The following is a 14,494-nucleotide window of genomic DNA, read 5'->3' on the forward strand; positions in this document are numbered from 1 at the left end:
TCCAGCTGCGTCAGCGGCTGGCCCCCGTGCTCAACCAGGAGCTCCCCCCCACCCCCGGTGGGCCGGTCAGGGGCACCGGCAACCAGCCCCTCTGGCGGGAATGGCACGGCCTCGAGCTGGGCAAGCCGGACTGGGCCAGCTGGTCCCACTGCCTGGCCTGGAGCCTCCACGACGCCAGCATCGGGCCGTTGATCTGGTGTGGGATGAACGCCTACTACCAGCCCATGCAGTTCGCCCTGCCAGCCCAACCGGCCGGCTGGCGCCGGGTCATCGACACGGCCATCCCCGGCGGCCACGACCTGCCCGCCACGCCTGAACCCTGGCTGCCGTCCACGGCCCCCCTGGAGAGCCGCAGCCTGATGCTGCTGGTGGCCGCGCCCCTGCTCGAGAAAACCCAGGTGGAAACGCCCCCCAGGGCCAAGGCCGCTACGGGGAAGAAGAAAGCGGGCGGCGGGAATCGAACCCGCATCATCAGCTTGGAAGGCTGAGGTTTTACCACTAAACTACGCCCGCAGCAGTACAGAGGTACTGGAGCTGGTTCGCCGGAACCGGCTGAAGCATTATGACCTGCACCGGCCTCCCAAGGCCGGATCACCGACACCGGACGACCCCCACAGGAGCGCCTCCAGGTTTGACCTCCCCCACGCCGTCCACCCCGCCGCCGACAGCGCCGGACTTACCAGCGTGTGTGGTGGACACGGCGGACCTGCCGGCCGGTCAACGCCGCCGGGTGCTGCTCGCCTACGGCATGGGGGATGCCGGTACGGGGATGGCCGCCTCCCTGATCGGCTTCTATCTGTTCATCTTCTACACCTCGGCGGCGGGCCTGCCGGCCTGGATGGCCGGCCTGGTGCTGATGACGGCCCGGCTCTGGGATGCCATCAACGACCCGATCGTGGGCTGGCTGAGCGACAAGACCCGCTCGCCCTGGGGGCCCCGGCTGCCCTGGATCCTCGGCAGCGCCGTTCCGCTCGGCTTCGCCATGGCCCTGATGTGGTGGCTGCCACCGGGAGGGCTCTGGGTCCGGTTCGCCGTGTTCGTGGCCATCTCCATGGTGGCCAACAGCCTCTACACCTGCGTCAACCTTCCCTACTCGGCCCTGGCCGCTGAACTCACCACCAGCGTCAACCTGCGCACCCGCCTCAACAGCGCCCGCTTCACCGGCTCGATCATCGCCGGCCTGGTGGGGATCGTGCTGGGGGGCCTGCTGCTGAAGGATCACCAGAACCCCGACAGCTACCTGCAGGTGGGGATCTTCTCCGGGGTGCTGATCACCTGCTCGACCCTGCTCTGTGGCTGGGGCATCGCCCCGGCAGCGCGACACTGCCAGCGGCCCGCCAGCCAGCGGGGCACCACACGGCGGCTCCTGGCCCGGCTGGGCAGCAACGGGCGCTTCCAGATGGTGCTGGGGTTGTACCTGCTGCTCTGGTGCGCCCTGCAGATCATGCAGACGGCGGCGCTGATCTACCTGCCGGTGGTGATGCGGCTGCCGGAAGGCTGGAGCAACTGGATCCTGCTGCCCTTCCAGGTCAGCACCCTGGTGGGGCTCCAGCTCTGGACCGCCGTCGCCCGTCAGCGCGGTCGCCTCACGGCCCTGCACTGGGGCACCAGCCTCTGGATCGCCGCCTGTCTGATGGCGATGCTGCTGGTGCCCCTCGATGCCGCCATCGGCCCCACCGCCTCGTCCGGCAATCTCCTGCGGCTCTGTGCCCTGGTGGTCACGATCCTGGTCGTCGGCCTGGGGGCCTCCACCGCCTACCTGATCCCCTGGGCCCTGCTGCCGGATGCCATCGATGCCGATCCGGAGAAGCCCGCCGGCCTCTACAGCGCCTGGATGGTGTTCACCCAGAAGATCTGCATCAGCCTGGCCCTGTTCTTCTTCGGCAATCTGATGAGCCTCAGCGGCTACCAGGCGGCCAAGGGCATCCTGCAACCCGACAGCGCCCTGCTGGCGATCCGGATGTGCATGGGCCTGATCCCGGCGCTGCTGGTGGTGCTGGGCCTGGTGGTGATGCGGCGCTGGCCGGAACGGGGGCCCCACCCGGAGGCCCTGCCCGCCTCCGCGCCATGAAGGCGCCGCGCTGGCTGCAGCGACTGGGATCCAGCCTGATGATCGGCGGACAGGCCGTCAGCGCCATCGCCCGCGGCCGCATCGGCATGGTGGATCTGGTCCAGGAACTGCTGGAGGCCGGACCTGGCAGCTTCCTGATCGTGCTGATCACGGCCCTGGCGGCCGGCACCGTGTTCAACATCCAGGTGGCGGCGGAACTCTCCAAGCAGGGGGCCAGCTCGGCCGTCGGTGGGCTGCTGGCCCTGGGCCTCTCGCGGGAGATCGCGCCGCTGCTCACCGCCACCCTGCTCACCGGCAAGGTGGCCACGGCCTATGCCGCCCAGCTGGGCACCATGAAGGTCACGGAGCAGATCGACGCCATCACGATGCTGCGCACCGACCCCGTGCAGTATCTGGTGGTGCCACGGGTCCTGGCCATGGTGGTGATGGCGCCGGTGCAGTGCCTGCTGTTCTTCTGGATGGCCATCTGGTCGGGCCAGGTGAGCAGCACGCTGCTTTACAGCATTCCGCCCACCGTCTTCTGGAACTCGGTGCGGGTCTGGATGGAGCCCGACGACCTGCCCTCGATGCTGCTCAAGGCCGTGGTGTTCGGTCTGATGATCGCCGTCATCGCCTGCGGCTGGGGTCTCACCACCCGTGGCGGACCCAAGGAGGTGGGCGCCAGCACCACCGGTGCCGTGGTCATGATTCTCGTCAGCGTCGCCCTGGTGGACGTGCTGCTCACCCAGTTGCTCTTCGGCCAATGACCACCACCCCCGCCTCGCCCCCCCCCTCGCCCGCCGACACCGCTGCGGATGAGGTGGTGCTTCGCCCCCGCTTCTGGGTGCCGCTCGGCCTGCTGCTGCTGGCGGGCGCCTGCCTGGGGCTGCGCCCCCTCTGGGGTGGCGCGCTCTGGCTGGCCCTGGGGACGGCGGTGATGGGGCTGTTCCTGCTGCTGCAGACGGTCCTGCTGCGGTTGCGCTTCGCGCCGGAGGCCCTGCTGGTGGCCCGCCGCGACACCGTGATCCGCCGCTTTCCCTACGACGCCTGGATCGGCTGGCGGGTGTGGTGGCCGGCCCTGCCGGTGCTGTTCTATTTCCGAGAGGAGAACAGCATCCACCTGTTGCCGATGCTGTTCGATGCCACGGCGCTGCGGGAGCAGTTGGGGCAGCGCCTGCCGCCCACCAGCGGCGCTCCCCGCAACCCCGCCTGAGTCCAACGCTGCCTTGCTTGCCTGCCTGTCATGAGCGACCGACCCGAACCACCCGCCACCGAGCCCGCCGACACCACCCCCCAGGTCCCTGCCGCGGCGGATGGCGGGCTGCTCGACCTGGCCCTGACGGAACTGCGCCAGCGCCGCGACGAGCTCCTGGGGGACATCGCCCAGCTGGAAGCCCGCCGGGAGCAGATCAACAGGGAGATCGCCGGCAGCTTCGCCGGCCAGTCGGATGCCATCGCCCGGCGGCTCAAGGGGTTCCAGGAGTACCTGGTGGGGGCCCTGCAGGATCTGGCCGCGGCCGCCGAGCAGATGGAGCTGGTGGTCCAGCCCCTGGTGGTGCAGCCCTCCCCCCTCGACCAGGCCACGGGCAGCCCGGATCCCGGCGTCGAGCGGGAGCCCGCCGTCGCCCCTGCCGCCGCCGGCCTGTTCAGCGACGATGCGGACCTGATCCGGGAACGGTTGGAACAGTTCGGCGGCCAGCCCGATTTCTACGCCGATCCCTGGAAGCTGCGCCGCACCCTGGAGCCGTCAGCCGCCACCAGGTTGGAGGACTGGTTCCTCTCCCAGGGGGGGCGGGGCGCCCAGGCCAGTGGCGGCAGCCGCAGCCGCAACGCCCTGGCGGCGGCGGCGGCGATCGCGATCCTCGGGGAGCTCTACGGCGAGCGCTTCCAGACGCTGGTGCTGGCCAGCCAGCCGGAGCGGCTGGGGGAATGGCGCCGGGGACTGCAGGACTGCCTGGGGCTGAGCCGTGACGACTTCGGCCCCGCCAGCGGCATCGTGCTGTTCGAGCGGCCCGACGCCCTGATCGAGCGGGCCGACCGGCTCGAGGAACGGGGCGAGCTGCCCTTCATCGTGATCGATGCCGCCGAGCAGGTGATCGAGATTCCGATCCTTCAGTTCCCCCTGTGGCTGGCCTTCGCGGCTGCTCCCGGAGAGATCGACGCCGAAGCCGATCTCTACTGACCCTCCCTTCCTTCTCCCATGGCCTTCCTTCCCGATCTGCTGCTGCTGCCGTTGGGTTACCTGCTGGGCTCGATTCCCTCTGGCTGGCTGGCGGGCCGCTGGCTCGCCGGCATCGACCTGCGCCAGGAGGGCTCCGGCTCCACCGGTGCCACCAACGTGCTGCGGGTGCTGGGGAAGGGTCCGGCGCTGGCGGTGTTCCTGCTCGACGTGCTCAAGGGCACCGCGGCCGTGCTGGTGGCCAAGGCGGTGCTGCAACCCCTCGGGGGCTTCAGCACCGCCAGCGACTGGGGGGTGGTGGCAACAGGCCTGGCGGCCCTGGCGGGCCACATCTGGCCGGTGTGGCTGGGCTGGAAAGGCGGCAAGGCGGTGGCCACCGGCCTCGGCATGCTGCTGGGCCTGACCTGGCCCGTGGGACTGGCCTGTTTCGGCATTTTTCTCACCACCTTGAGCCTGAGCCGGATCGTGTCGCTCTCCAGCGTGGTGGCGGCCCTGTCCCTGCCGCTGCTGATGCTGGGCTCCTTCGGCGACTCCGGCCTGCGGCCGGCCTACCTGAGCCTGGCCCTGCTCACCACGGCCCTGGTGCTCTGGCGGCACCGCAGCAACCTGCAGCGGCTGATGGCCGGCACTGAACCGAGGCTGGGGGCCAGCCGCAACTGAACCGGATGGGGCGCGTCGGCGAACCGACTCAGGCCAGCTGGCGACTGCGCTCCGCTGCGGCCAGCACCGCTTCGATCAGGGCCGACCGCAGGCCAGCTCGCTCCAGCTCCCGCAGGCCGGCGGCCGTGGTGCCGGCGGGGCTGGTCACCATGTCCTTGAGCTCACCGGGGTGCAGCTCCCGGCCCTGCAGCAGGGCCGCCGTACCCGCCATCGTGCGGTGGGCCAGGTGGCTGGCCAGGGGCCGGGGCAGGCCCGCCGCCACCGCCCCGTCGGCCATGGATTCGGCCACCAGGGCCAGGAAGGCCGGGCCCGAGGAGGTGAGGGCCAGAAACGGGTCGAGCTGGATCTCGGGCAGCTCGAGCACCTCCCCCACCTGGGCGAACAGCTGGCGCACGTCCTCGCGCCGGGCCTCGTCGACGCCGTCGCCCCAGCTCAGCCCCGTGAGGCCGGCCCGCACCACGGCCGGGGTGTTGGGCACGGCGCGCACGCAGGCCCGCCCCGGGAACAGGGCCTGAAGCCGCCGCAGCGGCACCCCCGCCAGCACCGAGATCAGCAGGGGCTCTTGGCCGGGTGCGGCGGCCAGGGCCGCCGCCGCTGCGGGGGCGACCGCTTCGACCTGCTGGGGTTTGACCGCCAGCAGGACCATCGGAGCCGACCAGGCCTGGGCCGCGTCGGTGCAGACCTGGATGCCGAGTTCGCCTGCCAGCCCCAGGGCGGAGGCCTCGGTCGCCACCGCCGCCCGTACATCAGCGCGTTCGACCAGACCGCTGTCCAGCAGGGGCAGGAGCAGGGCCCGTGCCATCCGGCCCAGACCCACCACCCCGAAGGTCTCAGACCATGGCATCCGAACGGCCCCAGGCGGGGCTGGGAGCGGCGTCCTGCTGGTCGTCGACGGGGCCGGTGCGCCCGGAGACCACGGTTGGGGAAGCCGCATCCTCACCACCGGCGGTGGTGACCGTGACGCAGCTGGGGGCGAACAGGAAGATGCTTTCGCCCACCCGTTCCTGGTGACCGTCGATGGCGAAGGTGCCACCGGCCACGAAATCAACGGCGCGCTGTGCCTGATCCGGCTCCATCATCGTGAGATTGAGGATGACGGTCTTGCGCTCCCTCAGGGCCTGAATCGCCCGGGGCATTTCGTCGAAGCTGCGCGGCTCCATCAGGCACACCTCGGCCACCGCACTGGTGATCCCAGGCATGCCGATGACGTTGGTTCCGGCAAAGGGATCGTCGGTGGAGAAATCCGTGCTCAGAGCCAGGGCTCCGGGGTTTCTGGTGGCCGTGGAAGCGCCGGTGGTGCTGGTGGTTGTGTCACCGGGGTCGTAGTCGAGTTCGTCGTCGAAGTCGCCATCGAGATAGTCGTCACCGGAGACGACGGCACGCAGGCGGGAGAACAACGACACGGAGTCGACCTCGGGAAGGATGCTTGGCCTTGAATAGCGTCCCACATCCGTGCCGGCAAGATCCAAACGCCCTTTCATGGCTGGATTGGGCGACTTCCGAACAGAACACTGCCGAGGCGCACCCAGGTGCTTCCGGCCGCCACGGCCTCGCGCCAGTCGCCGCTCATCCCCATCGAGCAGTCGGGGAACCCCAGGGCATCGGCCAGAGAGCGGCATTCCCGGAACAGGGCCAGGCGGGCCTCCGGGGTGAGTCCCAACGGGGCGATGGTCATCAGTCCAAGACAGCGCAGGGGCTGCAGGCGCTCCAGGTCGGCCGCCAGGGCGCGCACCTCGGCGGGGTCGAAACCGGTCTTGGCCGGGTCGGGGCGGAACTTGACCTGCAGCAGGATCCCCGGGGCCAGCCCCTCCTCGGCGGCGATCCGCTGCAGACGCTGGGCCAGCTCCAGGCTGTCGACGGAATGGATCGTGCCGAAGCGGCGCAGCACGGCGCGGGCCTTGTTGGCCTGCAGCCGGCCGATGAAATGCCAGTCAAGATCGGGAAGGTCGGCCAGGGCCTCCTGCTTGGCGATGGCCTCCTGCAACCGGCTCTCCCCGAAGCTTCGCTGGCCCAGGGCCGCCGCCTGACGCACCAGATCGGCCGGATGGCCCTTCGACACCGCCAGCAGCCGGGTGGTGGCAGGCAGCGCCGCCCGGAAGGCCTGTAGCCTCAGCTCCAGGCTGGAGCCAACCCATTCGGCCGCCTCCGGCGACGCCTCCGCCATCAGATGAAGGTCTGGTCGAAGAGCTGGCGCCAGCGGGCCAGGGCTTCGGGACCCTCGCGGCGGCAGCGGGCCAGGTTCTGCTCGGCGAAGTGGCGGGCGTCCATCAGGGGGATCACCTCGAAATGGGCCCCCCGCTCCTGGAGTGTCACCAGGAAGAAGATGCGCTGGGCGTAGAGGGTGGCGTAAAGATCGCGGCTCTCGGCCACCGGCGCTACCCGATAGAGCATCCCGAAGGTGGGGTGGTTCAGATAGCGCTCCGTGCTCACGTCTCCCTGCAGGCTGGGGCCATTAAAGGGCACCGACTTTCCAGCGCAGCGCCACCAGCACCACCAGCGCCAGCGCCGCCGCCAGGCTGGCGCCGGTGGGGGTGGCCGCCGGTTGGTGCAGGCGGTCGGGGGGGAGCCACATCCCGCCCCGTGCCATCAGGGCTTCGGCCCCCTGCTCGGAGCGCAGCAGCACGTTGGCCAGCAGCCGCTCCCCCACGGCCAGCACCAGGCCGAGACTGGCCTTCCAGCCCAGGCGCCGCAGGCTCACCGCCCGGGTGGCGATCGAGCGCAGCAGGTTCTGGAGTTCCTCCTGCACAAGGGGCAGAAAGCGCAGGGACAACAGCAGGGTGAAGCCCAGACGCTCCACGGGCCAGCCCAGGGCCTTGAGGGGAGCCAACCACCAGGCGATGGTCCAGACCAGCTCCTCGGGTGGGGTGGAGAGCAGCAGCAGGTTGGCGCTGTGGATAACGGTGAACAGAAGGGTGGCCCCGTTGATGCCGAGTTCGGCGGAGCGGCGGGTCACCACCAGGGGGCCCAGCTCCAGGGGACCGGCCATCACGGGGCCCCAGCGCACCAGCTCCCAGGACAGGCCGGCCCGCGTCGGGGGTGGGGCGCCGGGAGTTCCCGGGACCAATCGCAGCTCGCCGGGGGGACGCTGGAGGCTGGCCGGCACCCCTCCGGAGGCCGGCAACAGGGCACTCAGCAGCCCCACCAGCAGCGCCAGGGCGATCAGCAGCGGCAGGCTCTGCCGCCAGAGGCGCCAGGGCAAGCCACTGACGGCGGTGATCAGCAACAGCAGACCCACCAGGGCCAGACGCCAGAGCGGACCGGCCAGGATCGGCGTCACCAGGAAGGCCACCGTCCAGACCAGCTTGACGCGCGGGTCGAGCCGCTTCAGCCAGCTGCCACCGCCCTCACGGCCGGCCTCGCCCTCATCGACGTACTGCCCGATCGGCAGCTGCCGCAACCAGTCCATTCAGGCCAGCTCCCCCACCATCGACGTCAGCCGCCCCGGCTCTGCTGGCGGGCCTGCTCCTTCTCGGCATCGCGCTGCTGCTTGCCGCGCCAGAACAGCCGCACCGGCGATCCCTCGAAGCCCAGGGCTTCGCGGATCTGGCGCTCGACGTAACGGCGGTAGGTGTCGCCGAACAGCTTGGGGTCGTTGACGAACAGGGTGAAGCTGGGGGGGCGCGTCGCCACCTGGGTGCCGTAGTAGAGGCGGCCCTGGCGGCCGCCGCGGGTGGTGGGGGGCGAACGCCAGCGCAGGGCCTCCTGCAGCACCTCGTTCACCACAGAGGTGCTCACCCGGCGGCGGTGCTGCTCAACCGCCACCGCGGCGATGGCGAAGATGCTCTCCACCCGCTGGCCTGTGAGGGCGGAGGTGAACAGCATCGGCGCCCAATCGAGGAAGTAGAGCTTCGCCCGCAGCTCCTTCTCCATCGCGCTCATGGTGTGGCTGTCCTTCTCGATCAGGTCCCACTTGTTGACCACCACCGCACAGGCCCGGCCGTCCTCCTCGATCCGGCCCGCCAGGCGCTGGTCCTGTTCGGTGACGCCATCAAGGGCATCGATCACGAGGACGCAGACATCACTGCGCTCGATCGCCTTGAAGCTGCGGGTGATGCCGAAGTACTCCGGGCCGTAGTCGACACTGCGGCGGCGGCGGATGCCGGCGGTGTCGAGCAGCTTCCAGGTGAGCCCCTCCCGTTCCAGGGTGGTGTCGATGGTGTCGCGGGTGGTGCCGCGGATCGGGCTGACGATGGCCCGGTTCTCGCCGCAGATGGCATTGAGCAGGCTCGACTTGCCCACGTTGGGGCGGCCGATGATCGCCAGCTGGATCGGCTCGGGCCCCTCCGCCTCGGTGGTGGCCGGCAGGAAGCTGATCACCCGGTCGAGCAGGTCGCCGGTGCCGGCGCCGTGGATGGCGGAGATGGGGTGGGGTTCGCCGAGGCCCAGGCCCCAGAAGTCGGCCGCCATGGCCAGGCCCTGGTCGGGGGATTCGCACTTGTTCACCCCCAGCAGCACCGGCACCGACTGGCCCCGCAGCCACTCGGCGATGGATTCGTCGGCGGCGGTGACGCCCTGCTGGCCGTCCACGATCACCACGGCCACCGAGGCCTCGGCCAGGGCCAGATTGGCCTGCTCCCGGATCTCGGGCAGGAATTCGCTGTCGTCGTCGAACACCAGGCCGCCGGTGTCCACCACCCGGAAGGTGCGGTCACCCCAGAACCCCTCCTGGTAGGTGCGGTCCCGGGTCACACCGGGCTGGTCGTGAACGATGGCCTCACGGCTGCTGCAGAGCCTGTTGACCAGGGTGGACTTGCCCACGTTGGGGCGTCCGATCACGGCGACGACGGGGAGCGCCAATCTGACTTATTCCTTACGACGGATGCGTTACCTAGACCCTACAGAGGGACCGTCGACTCAACCCACCGGCAGATCCCCGGGGTGGCCGGCCACCGGATCGCTGGGCGGATCCAGGAGCTCCGGCAGCGGCCCTGTATCCGGCAGCGGTTCGCCCCGCTCGGCCAGGTGGGCCAGCAACCAGTTCACCGCCGTGGCCCGCCGGGTGCGGCGGGGGTAGAGCCCGCCGATGCGGTAACCGGCGAAGCCCAGCTGCTGCTTGAGCAGCAGCTTGTGCTCGGGGGCGATTGAGCGTGTGAGCCGCACGCTCGCCGGCCGCTCGGCGATCAGCTCCGGCGCCAGCGGAAAAGCCTCGGCCCAGGCGGGCGGGGTGTCGGGGCCGGCCGGCCTGAGACCATCGGCGCCGGGACGGTACCCCAGCCGCGGCCAGATCAGCTGGCAGACGAAGCGATCGCTGGTGCGGTCGTCCAGCACCGCCTCCAGCAGGGCGCGGCTGAGGGGGAAGGGTTCCGGGGCGCCATCGGGCTTCAAGGGGGGAGCGGGAGCAGCGTCCAAAGCGGCGTTTGGCATCCGAGAGTGACCCCAGCATGCCCACTCCCACCGGTCACCCCTGCCCCACCGGCGCCCTCCACCTGGACGGCAACGGCACCGACAGGCTGCTCACCTGCCGGGTGCTGCAGTCGCCCCTGGCGGGGGTGAGCGACGGGATCTTTCGCGCCCTGGTGCGCCGCTGGGCCCCCGACGCCCTCCTGTTCACGGAGATGGTCAATGCCACGGCCCTGGAGCTGGGCCACGGCGGCGCCAAGATGGCCGCCCTCGACCAGGATCCCGGCCCCGTCGGGGTCCAGCTGTTCGACCACCGGCCCGAGGCCATGGCCGAAGCGGCCCGCCGGGCCGAGGCCGCCGGGGCCTGGCTGATCGACATCAACATGGGCTGTCCGGTGCGCAAGATCGCCCGCAAGGGGGGCGGCAGCGGCCTGCTGCGCCAGCCGGATCTGGCCCTGCGGATCGTGGCGGCGGTGGCGGCGGCGGTGCGGGTGCCGGTGACGGTGAAGACCCGGCTGGGCTGGTGCGGGGCCAGTGCCGATCCGGTGGGCTTCGCCCTGGCCCTGCAGAACGCCGGCGCCAGTGCCCTCACCCTCCACGGCCGCACCCGGGAGCAGGGCTTTTCGGGCCGGGCCGACTGGGGGGCGATCGGGCGCGTGAAGGCGGCCCTGCGGATCCCGCTGATCGCCAACGGCGACATCACCAGCCCGGAGGAGGCCCTGCGCTGCCTGGCGATCACCGGTGCCGACGGGGTGATGGTGGGACGGGGCAGCCTGGGGCAACCCTGGCTGGTGGGGCGCATCGCCGCGGCCCTCGCCGGCCGGCCCCTGCCCCCCGAGCCCGACAGCCGCGCCCGCATCGCCCTGGCGAGGGAGCACCTGGAGGCCCTGGTGGCCGCCCGCGGCGATCAGGGCCTGCTGATCGCCCGCAAGCACCTGGGCTGGACCTGCCAGGGCTTCGCCGGCGCGGCCCAGCTGCGCCGGGAGCTGATGGTCGCCCCCTGCCTGGAGAGCGCCTTGGGCCTCCTCTACCGGGCGGAGGCGGAGCTGGAGATCAGTGCCCCAGAGCCATCCCCAGCAGGTCCCGGCTGCCGCTGATGGCCTGCACCGCCAGCAGCAGGGCCGTCAGGAAGGCGGCGCTGACGTGCAGCCGCCGCATCCGGGGGGAGCGCAGGGTCTCGGGGGCGGCTGCCATGGCGAACAGCAGCAGGCCACACAGCAGCACCCCGCTCCAGTAATGGGACCCCCACACGCCCCCGTCGAAGGGACTGCGGCCCAGGTGCCACAGGGCGGGCTGGGCTCCCAGGGTCAGCAGCCCCAGCCAGCAGATCAGGGCGAAACCGGCCCGCAGCCCGGCCCCCTTGGCCCGCCACAGGGCCAGGCAGCTCACCAGGCAGCCCACGCCGGCGAGCAGCAGCGCCGCGCCGGTGCCGGCACCGCCGACGGCGCCCCCCCTGGCGTAGGTGGCCGCCATGGCGATCAGCACGGCCACCACCACACCCGAGGTCACCCAGCGGCCATGGTCGGTGTGCTCCACCCCGACCGTCGGCGGCAGGGGGTTGATGTCGAGGCGCCGTTCCCGCGCCAGGATCCCCAGCCGGATGGTGGCTCCCACCACCGGATAGACGAACAGGATGATCACCACCGGGTGCAGCAGGGCGAACCAGTCGGTGGCGGTCATGCCGTTGGCTGTCATCCCAAAGGTGGGCATCGGCAAGGGCGGGGGACAACGCGAACGGTCATGGAAGCACCGCCGGCCACCCCTGCCGGACCAGCAGCAGGGAGAAGTAGGGGACCTCGGTGGCGGGCACCTCGGCGGCCGGACAGAGCCGCTGGTCGGGCCAGCCCACCCGCTGGGCAAACAACGCGTCCGCCAGCAGACCCCGCTCGGCCAGCAGGGGGCGCACCCAAGGCCAGCGCCCCCCCAGCTTGAGCAGGGCCAGCACCCAGCCCCCGGCCGCCGCCTGGGCCAGCAGCTCCTCCAGCTCCTGGGGCTGCTCCGGGGTGGGTCGGATCAGGAGGCCCTCCTGCTGCAGCGCCAGGGGCCAGGCCCCGGCGGCGGCGGCCGCGGCCACGGCGCTGATGCCCGGGATCAGGCGGACGGGGAGGCCGGGATGGCGTTGCCGCAGGGCCAGCAGCACGTAGCTGCTGCTGGCGAACAGCGACACATCGCCCTCGCAGAGCAGCACCACCGCCCGCCCGCCGGCCACCTCCGCGGCCAGCCGGTCGGCGGCGTCCTGCCAGGCCTGCCGGCGGGGCTCGGCCGCCGCCACCATCGGAAACACCAGAGGCAGCCGCCGCTGCCCAGGAGCGATCCAGGGGTCGGCGATGCTGGCCGCCATGCCCAGGGCCCCTTCGCGGGCAACCGGGTAGGCCACGGTGTCGGCGGATTCGATGGTGCGCACCGCGGCGACGGTGAGCAGGTTCGGATCACCGGGCCCCACCCCCACCAGGGTGAGGCCGGCACTGGCTGCAGGGTCGGCGATGGGGCTGAGGTTCGCGTCGGGCCTTTCTAGGCTGCAGCTTCCATGAACGCCCTGAAGCGCTCCGATGACCCACCTGGTGATCCGCCCCGCCAGCGGCGGCGGCCACGAACCTCCGCTTGTGCAAACCAGCGACGGCGAAGCGATCGCCCGCGAACTGGGGGCCCGGGGCGTGCGCTTCGAGCGCTGGGCCACACCGGTGGCCCTGGCGACGGACGCCGACCAGGCGGCGATCCTGGCCGCCTACGCCGCTGAGATCAACCGGGTCCAGGCCGACGGGGGGTACCGCACGGTGGATGCCATCCGCCTCGGCCCCGATCACCCGGATCGGGAGGCCCTGCGGGCGAAGTTCCTCTCCGAGCACACCCACGCCGAAGACGAGGTGCGCTTCTTCGTCGAGGGCCGCGGCCTGTTCTGCCTGCACATCGCCGACGAGGTGGTGCAGGTGGTGTGCGAGCAGGGCGACTGGATCGGCGTGCCCGCCGGCACCCCCCACTGGTTCGACACCGGTGAGCGCCCCAGCTTCTGCGCCCTGCGATTCTTCAACAACAGCGAGGGCTGGGTGGCCACCTTCACCGGCGATCCGATCGCCACGCGCTTCCCCCTCCTGGAGGAGGTGCTGACCGCGGCCTGAGGGCCCGGCTCAGCTGTGCATGCGCGGCTGGGGATGGAGGCTGGCCAGGATCTCCGCCTCGCCCGCGGCCAGGGCCGTGAGGCGTTCGGCCACCACCGGCCGGGGCCAGCGCCGTTCGCACAGCACCCAGTAGAGGCCGAAATGGCGGGCCTCACTGGCCAGGAGGTCGGCGTAGAGCAGCTCCGGGTCGGGGCTGTGGGCGGCCAGCAGGGCCATGCGCTCGTGGCTGCGGGCCTCAATCAGGCCCGCCACCAGGAAGCTGTCGAGCATCCGCTCCGGCTCATTGCGCCGCACCAGGGCCGCCAGGGCGGCGCCATAGGGCGGGGCGGCCAGGGCCCGCAGGGCAAGGCCCCGGCGCTCCAGCAGGGCCTGCACCCGCTCGAAGTGCTCCAGCTCCTCCCGGGCCAGGGGGCTGAGCACCGCGGCCAGCTCCCTGTCGGAGGGGTAGCGGAACATCAGCTGCAGGGCGGCGCCGGCCGCCTTGCGCTCGCAGTGGGCATGGTCGATCAGGAGCAGCTCGGGGTGGGCCAGGGCCTGCTCCAGCCAGGCGGCGCTGCTGGGGGCGGCCAGCCATTTCACACGGGCGGCGGCCGCCGGCGGCAGGGAGGCGCCGCTCATGCCGCCGCCCGCAGATGGGCCACCAGGCCATCCAGGGCGAGGCGGTAGCTGGTGGGGCCGAAGCCACAGATCACCCCCAGCGCCCGATCGGCCAGCAGGGAGCGATGGCGGAAGCGCTCGCGGGCGTGGGTGTTGCTCAGGTGCACCTCCACGAACGGCACGGCCACCGCCAGCAGGGCATCGCGGATCGCCACCGAGGTGTGGGTATAGGCGGCGGCATTGATCAGGATCCCGTCGCAGGTGCCGGCCTGCTGAATGCGGTCGACCAGGGCCCCCTCATGGTTGCTCTGGAAGCAGACCAGCTCCACCCCCAGCTCCCCAGCCTGCTGCTCCAGGGCCGCATCGATGGCCGCCAGGGTGCTGCTGCCATAGAGGCCGGGCTCCCGCTGGCCGAGCAGGTTGAGGTTGGGGCCGTGGAGCACGAGCAGGCGCATGGTGGGTGGAAGGTCGGCTGGTAAGTTCTGAAGGTGTGGTTCGGGTCGGTGCCCGAGTGGTTAATGGGGGCGGACTGTAAATCCGCTGGCTCTGCCT

Annotated in this window: 19 protein-coding genes and 1 tRNA gene; 8 read left to right on the forward strand and 12 right to left on the reverse strand. The window is 71.4% G+C overall.

All coding sequences use genetic code 11. The features are described from left to right. Nucleotides 1-26 precede the first annotated feature (26 nt). Complete coding sequence (locus KBZ04_RS14340; protein WP_409995939.1) at nucleotides 27-488, forward strand: hypothetical protein; 462 nt, start codon at nucleotides 27-29, stop codon at nucleotides 486-488. Here KBZ04_RS14340 and KBZ04_RS06415 read toward each other — a convergent pair. Further along, a tRNA-Gly gene (locus KBZ04_RS06415) sits at nucleotides 443-513 on the reverse strand. The two genes, KBZ04_RS14340 and KBZ04_RS06415, sit on opposite strands and share 46 nt — an antisense overlap. 175 nt (nucleotides 514-688) lie before the next feature. Between KBZ04_RS06415 and KBZ04_RS06420 the strand changes: the two genes are divergently transcribed. The 5 genes from KBZ04_RS06420 to plsY are packed head-to-tail and all read left to right on the forward strand — an operon-like array spanning nucleotide 689 to nucleotide 4,889. Continuing rightward, nucleotides 689-2,071, forward strand: coding sequence for an MFS transporter (locus tag KBZ04_RS06420; RefSeq protein WP_409995938.1), 1,383 nt, complete (start codon nucleotides 689-691; stop codon nucleotides 2,069-2,071). After that, nucleotides 2,068-2,817 (forward strand): MlaE family ABC transporter permease, encoded by a 750-nt coding sequence (locus KBZ04_RS06425; RefSeq protein WP_254957532.1) that lies wholly within the window; start codon nucleotides 2,068-2,070, stop codon nucleotides 2,815-2,817. The genes KBZ04_RS06420 and KBZ04_RS06425 overlap by 4 nt, the downstream gene beginning before the upstream one ends. Further along, nucleotides 2,814-3,263, forward strand: a complete 450-nt coding sequence (locus KBZ04_RS06430; protein WP_254991113.1) for a DUF3119 family protein — start codon at nucleotides 2,814-2,816, stop codon at nucleotides 3,261-3,263. Before KBZ04_RS06425 ends, KBZ04_RS06430 begins: the two co-directional genes overlap by 4 nt. A 30-nt stretch (nucleotides 3,264-3,293) precedes the next feature. After that, a complete protein-coding gene (locus tag KBZ04_RS06435) occupies nucleotides 3,294-4,232 on the forward strand; it encodes a DUF3086 domain-containing protein (protein ID WP_254991114.1) in 939 nt (312 codons plus the stop codon). An 18-nt stretch (nucleotides 4,233-4,250) separates the two neighbouring features. Then, nucleotides 4,251-4,889: a glycerol-3-phosphate 1-O-acyltransferase PlsY gene (plsY, locus tag KBZ04_RS06440; protein WP_254991115.1), complete on the forward strand. Its 639-nt coding sequence runs from the start codon at nucleotides 4,251-4,253 to the stop codon at nucleotides 4,887-4,889. A gap of 28 nt (nucleotides 4,890-4,917) precedes the next feature. On the opposite strand, the gene proC is transcribed toward plsY, so the two are convergent. The 7 genes from proC to KBZ04_RS06475 all read right to left on the reverse strand — a co-directional run bounded on the left by proC (nucleotide 4,918) and on the right by KBZ04_RS06475 (nucleotide 10,253). Then, nucleotides 4,918-5,733, reverse strand: a complete 816-nt coding sequence (proC, locus tag KBZ04_RS06445) for a pyrroline-5-carboxylate reductase (protein WP_254991116.1) — start codon at nucleotides 5,731-5,733, stop codon at nucleotides 4,918-4,920. Next, entirely contained in the window at nucleotides 5,720-6,292 is a 573-nt protein-coding gene (locus KBZ04_RS06450; RefSeq protein WP_254991117.1) for a cell division protein SepF, read from the reverse strand. The genes proC and KBZ04_RS06450 overlap by 14 nt, the downstream gene beginning before the upstream one ends. A gap of 74 nt (nucleotides 6,293-6,366) precedes the next feature. Then, a complete protein-coding gene (locus KBZ04_RS06455) occupies nucleotides 6,367-7,053 on the reverse strand; it encodes a YggS family pyridoxal phosphate-dependent enzyme (protein WP_254991118.1) in 687 nt (228 codons plus the stop codon). After that, the gene (locus tag KBZ04_RS06460) at nucleotides 7,053-7,319 is read right to left on the reverse strand and encodes a PipX family protein (protein ID WP_254991119.1); all 267 of its coding nucleotides are present in this window, start codon (nucleotides 7,317-7,319) and stop codon (nucleotides 7,053-7,055) included. Before KBZ04_RS06460 ends, KBZ04_RS06455 begins: the two co-directional genes overlap by 1 nt. A 22-nt stretch (nucleotides 7,320-7,341) precedes the next feature. Continuing rightward, nucleotides 7,342-8,295, reverse strand: a complete 954-nt coding sequence (locus KBZ04_RS06465) for a CbiQ family ECF transporter T component (RefSeq protein ID WP_254991120.1) — start codon at nucleotides 8,293-8,295, stop codon at nucleotides 7,342-7,344. A 26-nt stretch (nucleotides 8,296-8,321) separates the two neighbouring features. Continuing rightward, nucleotides 8,322-9,686, reverse strand: a complete 1,365-nt coding sequence (der, locus tag KBZ04_RS06470) for a ribosome biogenesis GTPase Der (protein WP_254991121.1) — start codon at nucleotides 9,684-9,686, stop codon at nucleotides 8,322-8,324. A gap of 57 nt (nucleotides 9,687-9,743) precedes the next feature. Next, nucleotides 9,744-10,253, reverse strand: coding sequence for a DUF1823 family protein (locus KBZ04_RS06475; RefSeq protein WP_254991122.1), 510 nt, complete (start codon nucleotides 10,251-10,253; stop codon nucleotides 9,744-9,746). Nucleotides 10,254-10,270: 17 nt separating this feature from the next. Here KBZ04_RS06475 and dusB point away from each other — a divergent pair, with 17 nt between their 5' ends. Continuing rightward, nucleotides 10,271-11,326: a tRNA dihydrouridine synthase DusB gene (gene dusB, locus KBZ04_RS06480; RefSeq protein WP_254991123.1), complete on the forward strand. Its 1,056-nt coding sequence runs from the start codon at nucleotides 10,271-10,273 to the stop codon at nucleotides 11,324-11,326. Here dusB and KBZ04_RS06485 read toward each other — a convergent pair. Both KBZ04_RS06485 and cobI read right to left on the reverse strand, forming a co-directional pair. Beyond that, on the reverse strand, nucleotides 11,283-11,909 hold the full coding sequence (locus tag KBZ04_RS06485) for a DUF4079 domain-containing protein (RefSeq protein WP_254991124.1): 627 nt from the start codon (nucleotides 11,907-11,909) through the stop codon (nucleotides 11,283-11,285). The two genes, dusB and KBZ04_RS06485, sit on opposite strands and share 44 nt — an antisense overlap. A 58-nt stretch (nucleotides 11,910-11,967) precedes the next feature. Beyond that, entirely contained in the window at nucleotides 11,968-12,678 is a 711-nt protein-coding gene (gene cobI / locus KBZ04_RS06490) for a precorrin-2 C(20)-methyltransferase (protein WP_254991125.1), read from the reverse strand. 100 nt (nucleotides 12,679-12,778) lie between these two features. Between cobI and KBZ04_RS06495 the strand changes: the two genes are divergently transcribed. Then, on the forward strand, nucleotides 12,779-13,345 hold the full coding sequence (locus KBZ04_RS06495; protein WP_254991126.1) for a 1,2-dihydroxy-3-keto-5-methylthiopentene dioxygenase: 567 nt from the start codon (nucleotides 12,779-12,781) through the stop codon (nucleotides 13,343-13,345). Between the two features lie 9 nt (nucleotides 13,346-13,354). Here KBZ04_RS06495 and KBZ04_RS06500 read toward each other — a convergent pair whose 3' ends face one another. Further along, the gene (locus tag KBZ04_RS06500; protein ID WP_254991127.1) at nucleotides 13,355-13,963 is read right to left on the reverse strand and encodes a tRNA-(ms[2]io[6]A)-hydroxylase; all 609 of its coding nucleotides are present in this window, start codon (nucleotides 13,961-13,963) and stop codon (nucleotides 13,355-13,357) included. Further along, nucleotides 13,960-14,397: a type II 3-dehydroquinate dehydratase gene (gene aroQ, locus KBZ04_RS06505; RefSeq protein ID WP_254991128.1), complete on the reverse strand. Its 438-nt coding sequence runs from the start codon at nucleotides 14,395-14,397 to the stop codon at nucleotides 13,960-13,962. The genes KBZ04_RS06500 and aroQ overlap by 4 nt, the downstream gene beginning before the upstream one ends. Nucleotides 14,398-14,494: the final 97 nt, after the last annotated feature.

The sequence above is a fragment of the Cyanobium sp. N5-Cardenillas genome, assembly GCF_024345515.1.
In the GTDB taxonomy this organism is placed as follows: domain Bacteria; phylum Cyanobacteriota; class Cyanobacteriia; order PCC-6307; family Cyanobiaceae; genus Cyanobium.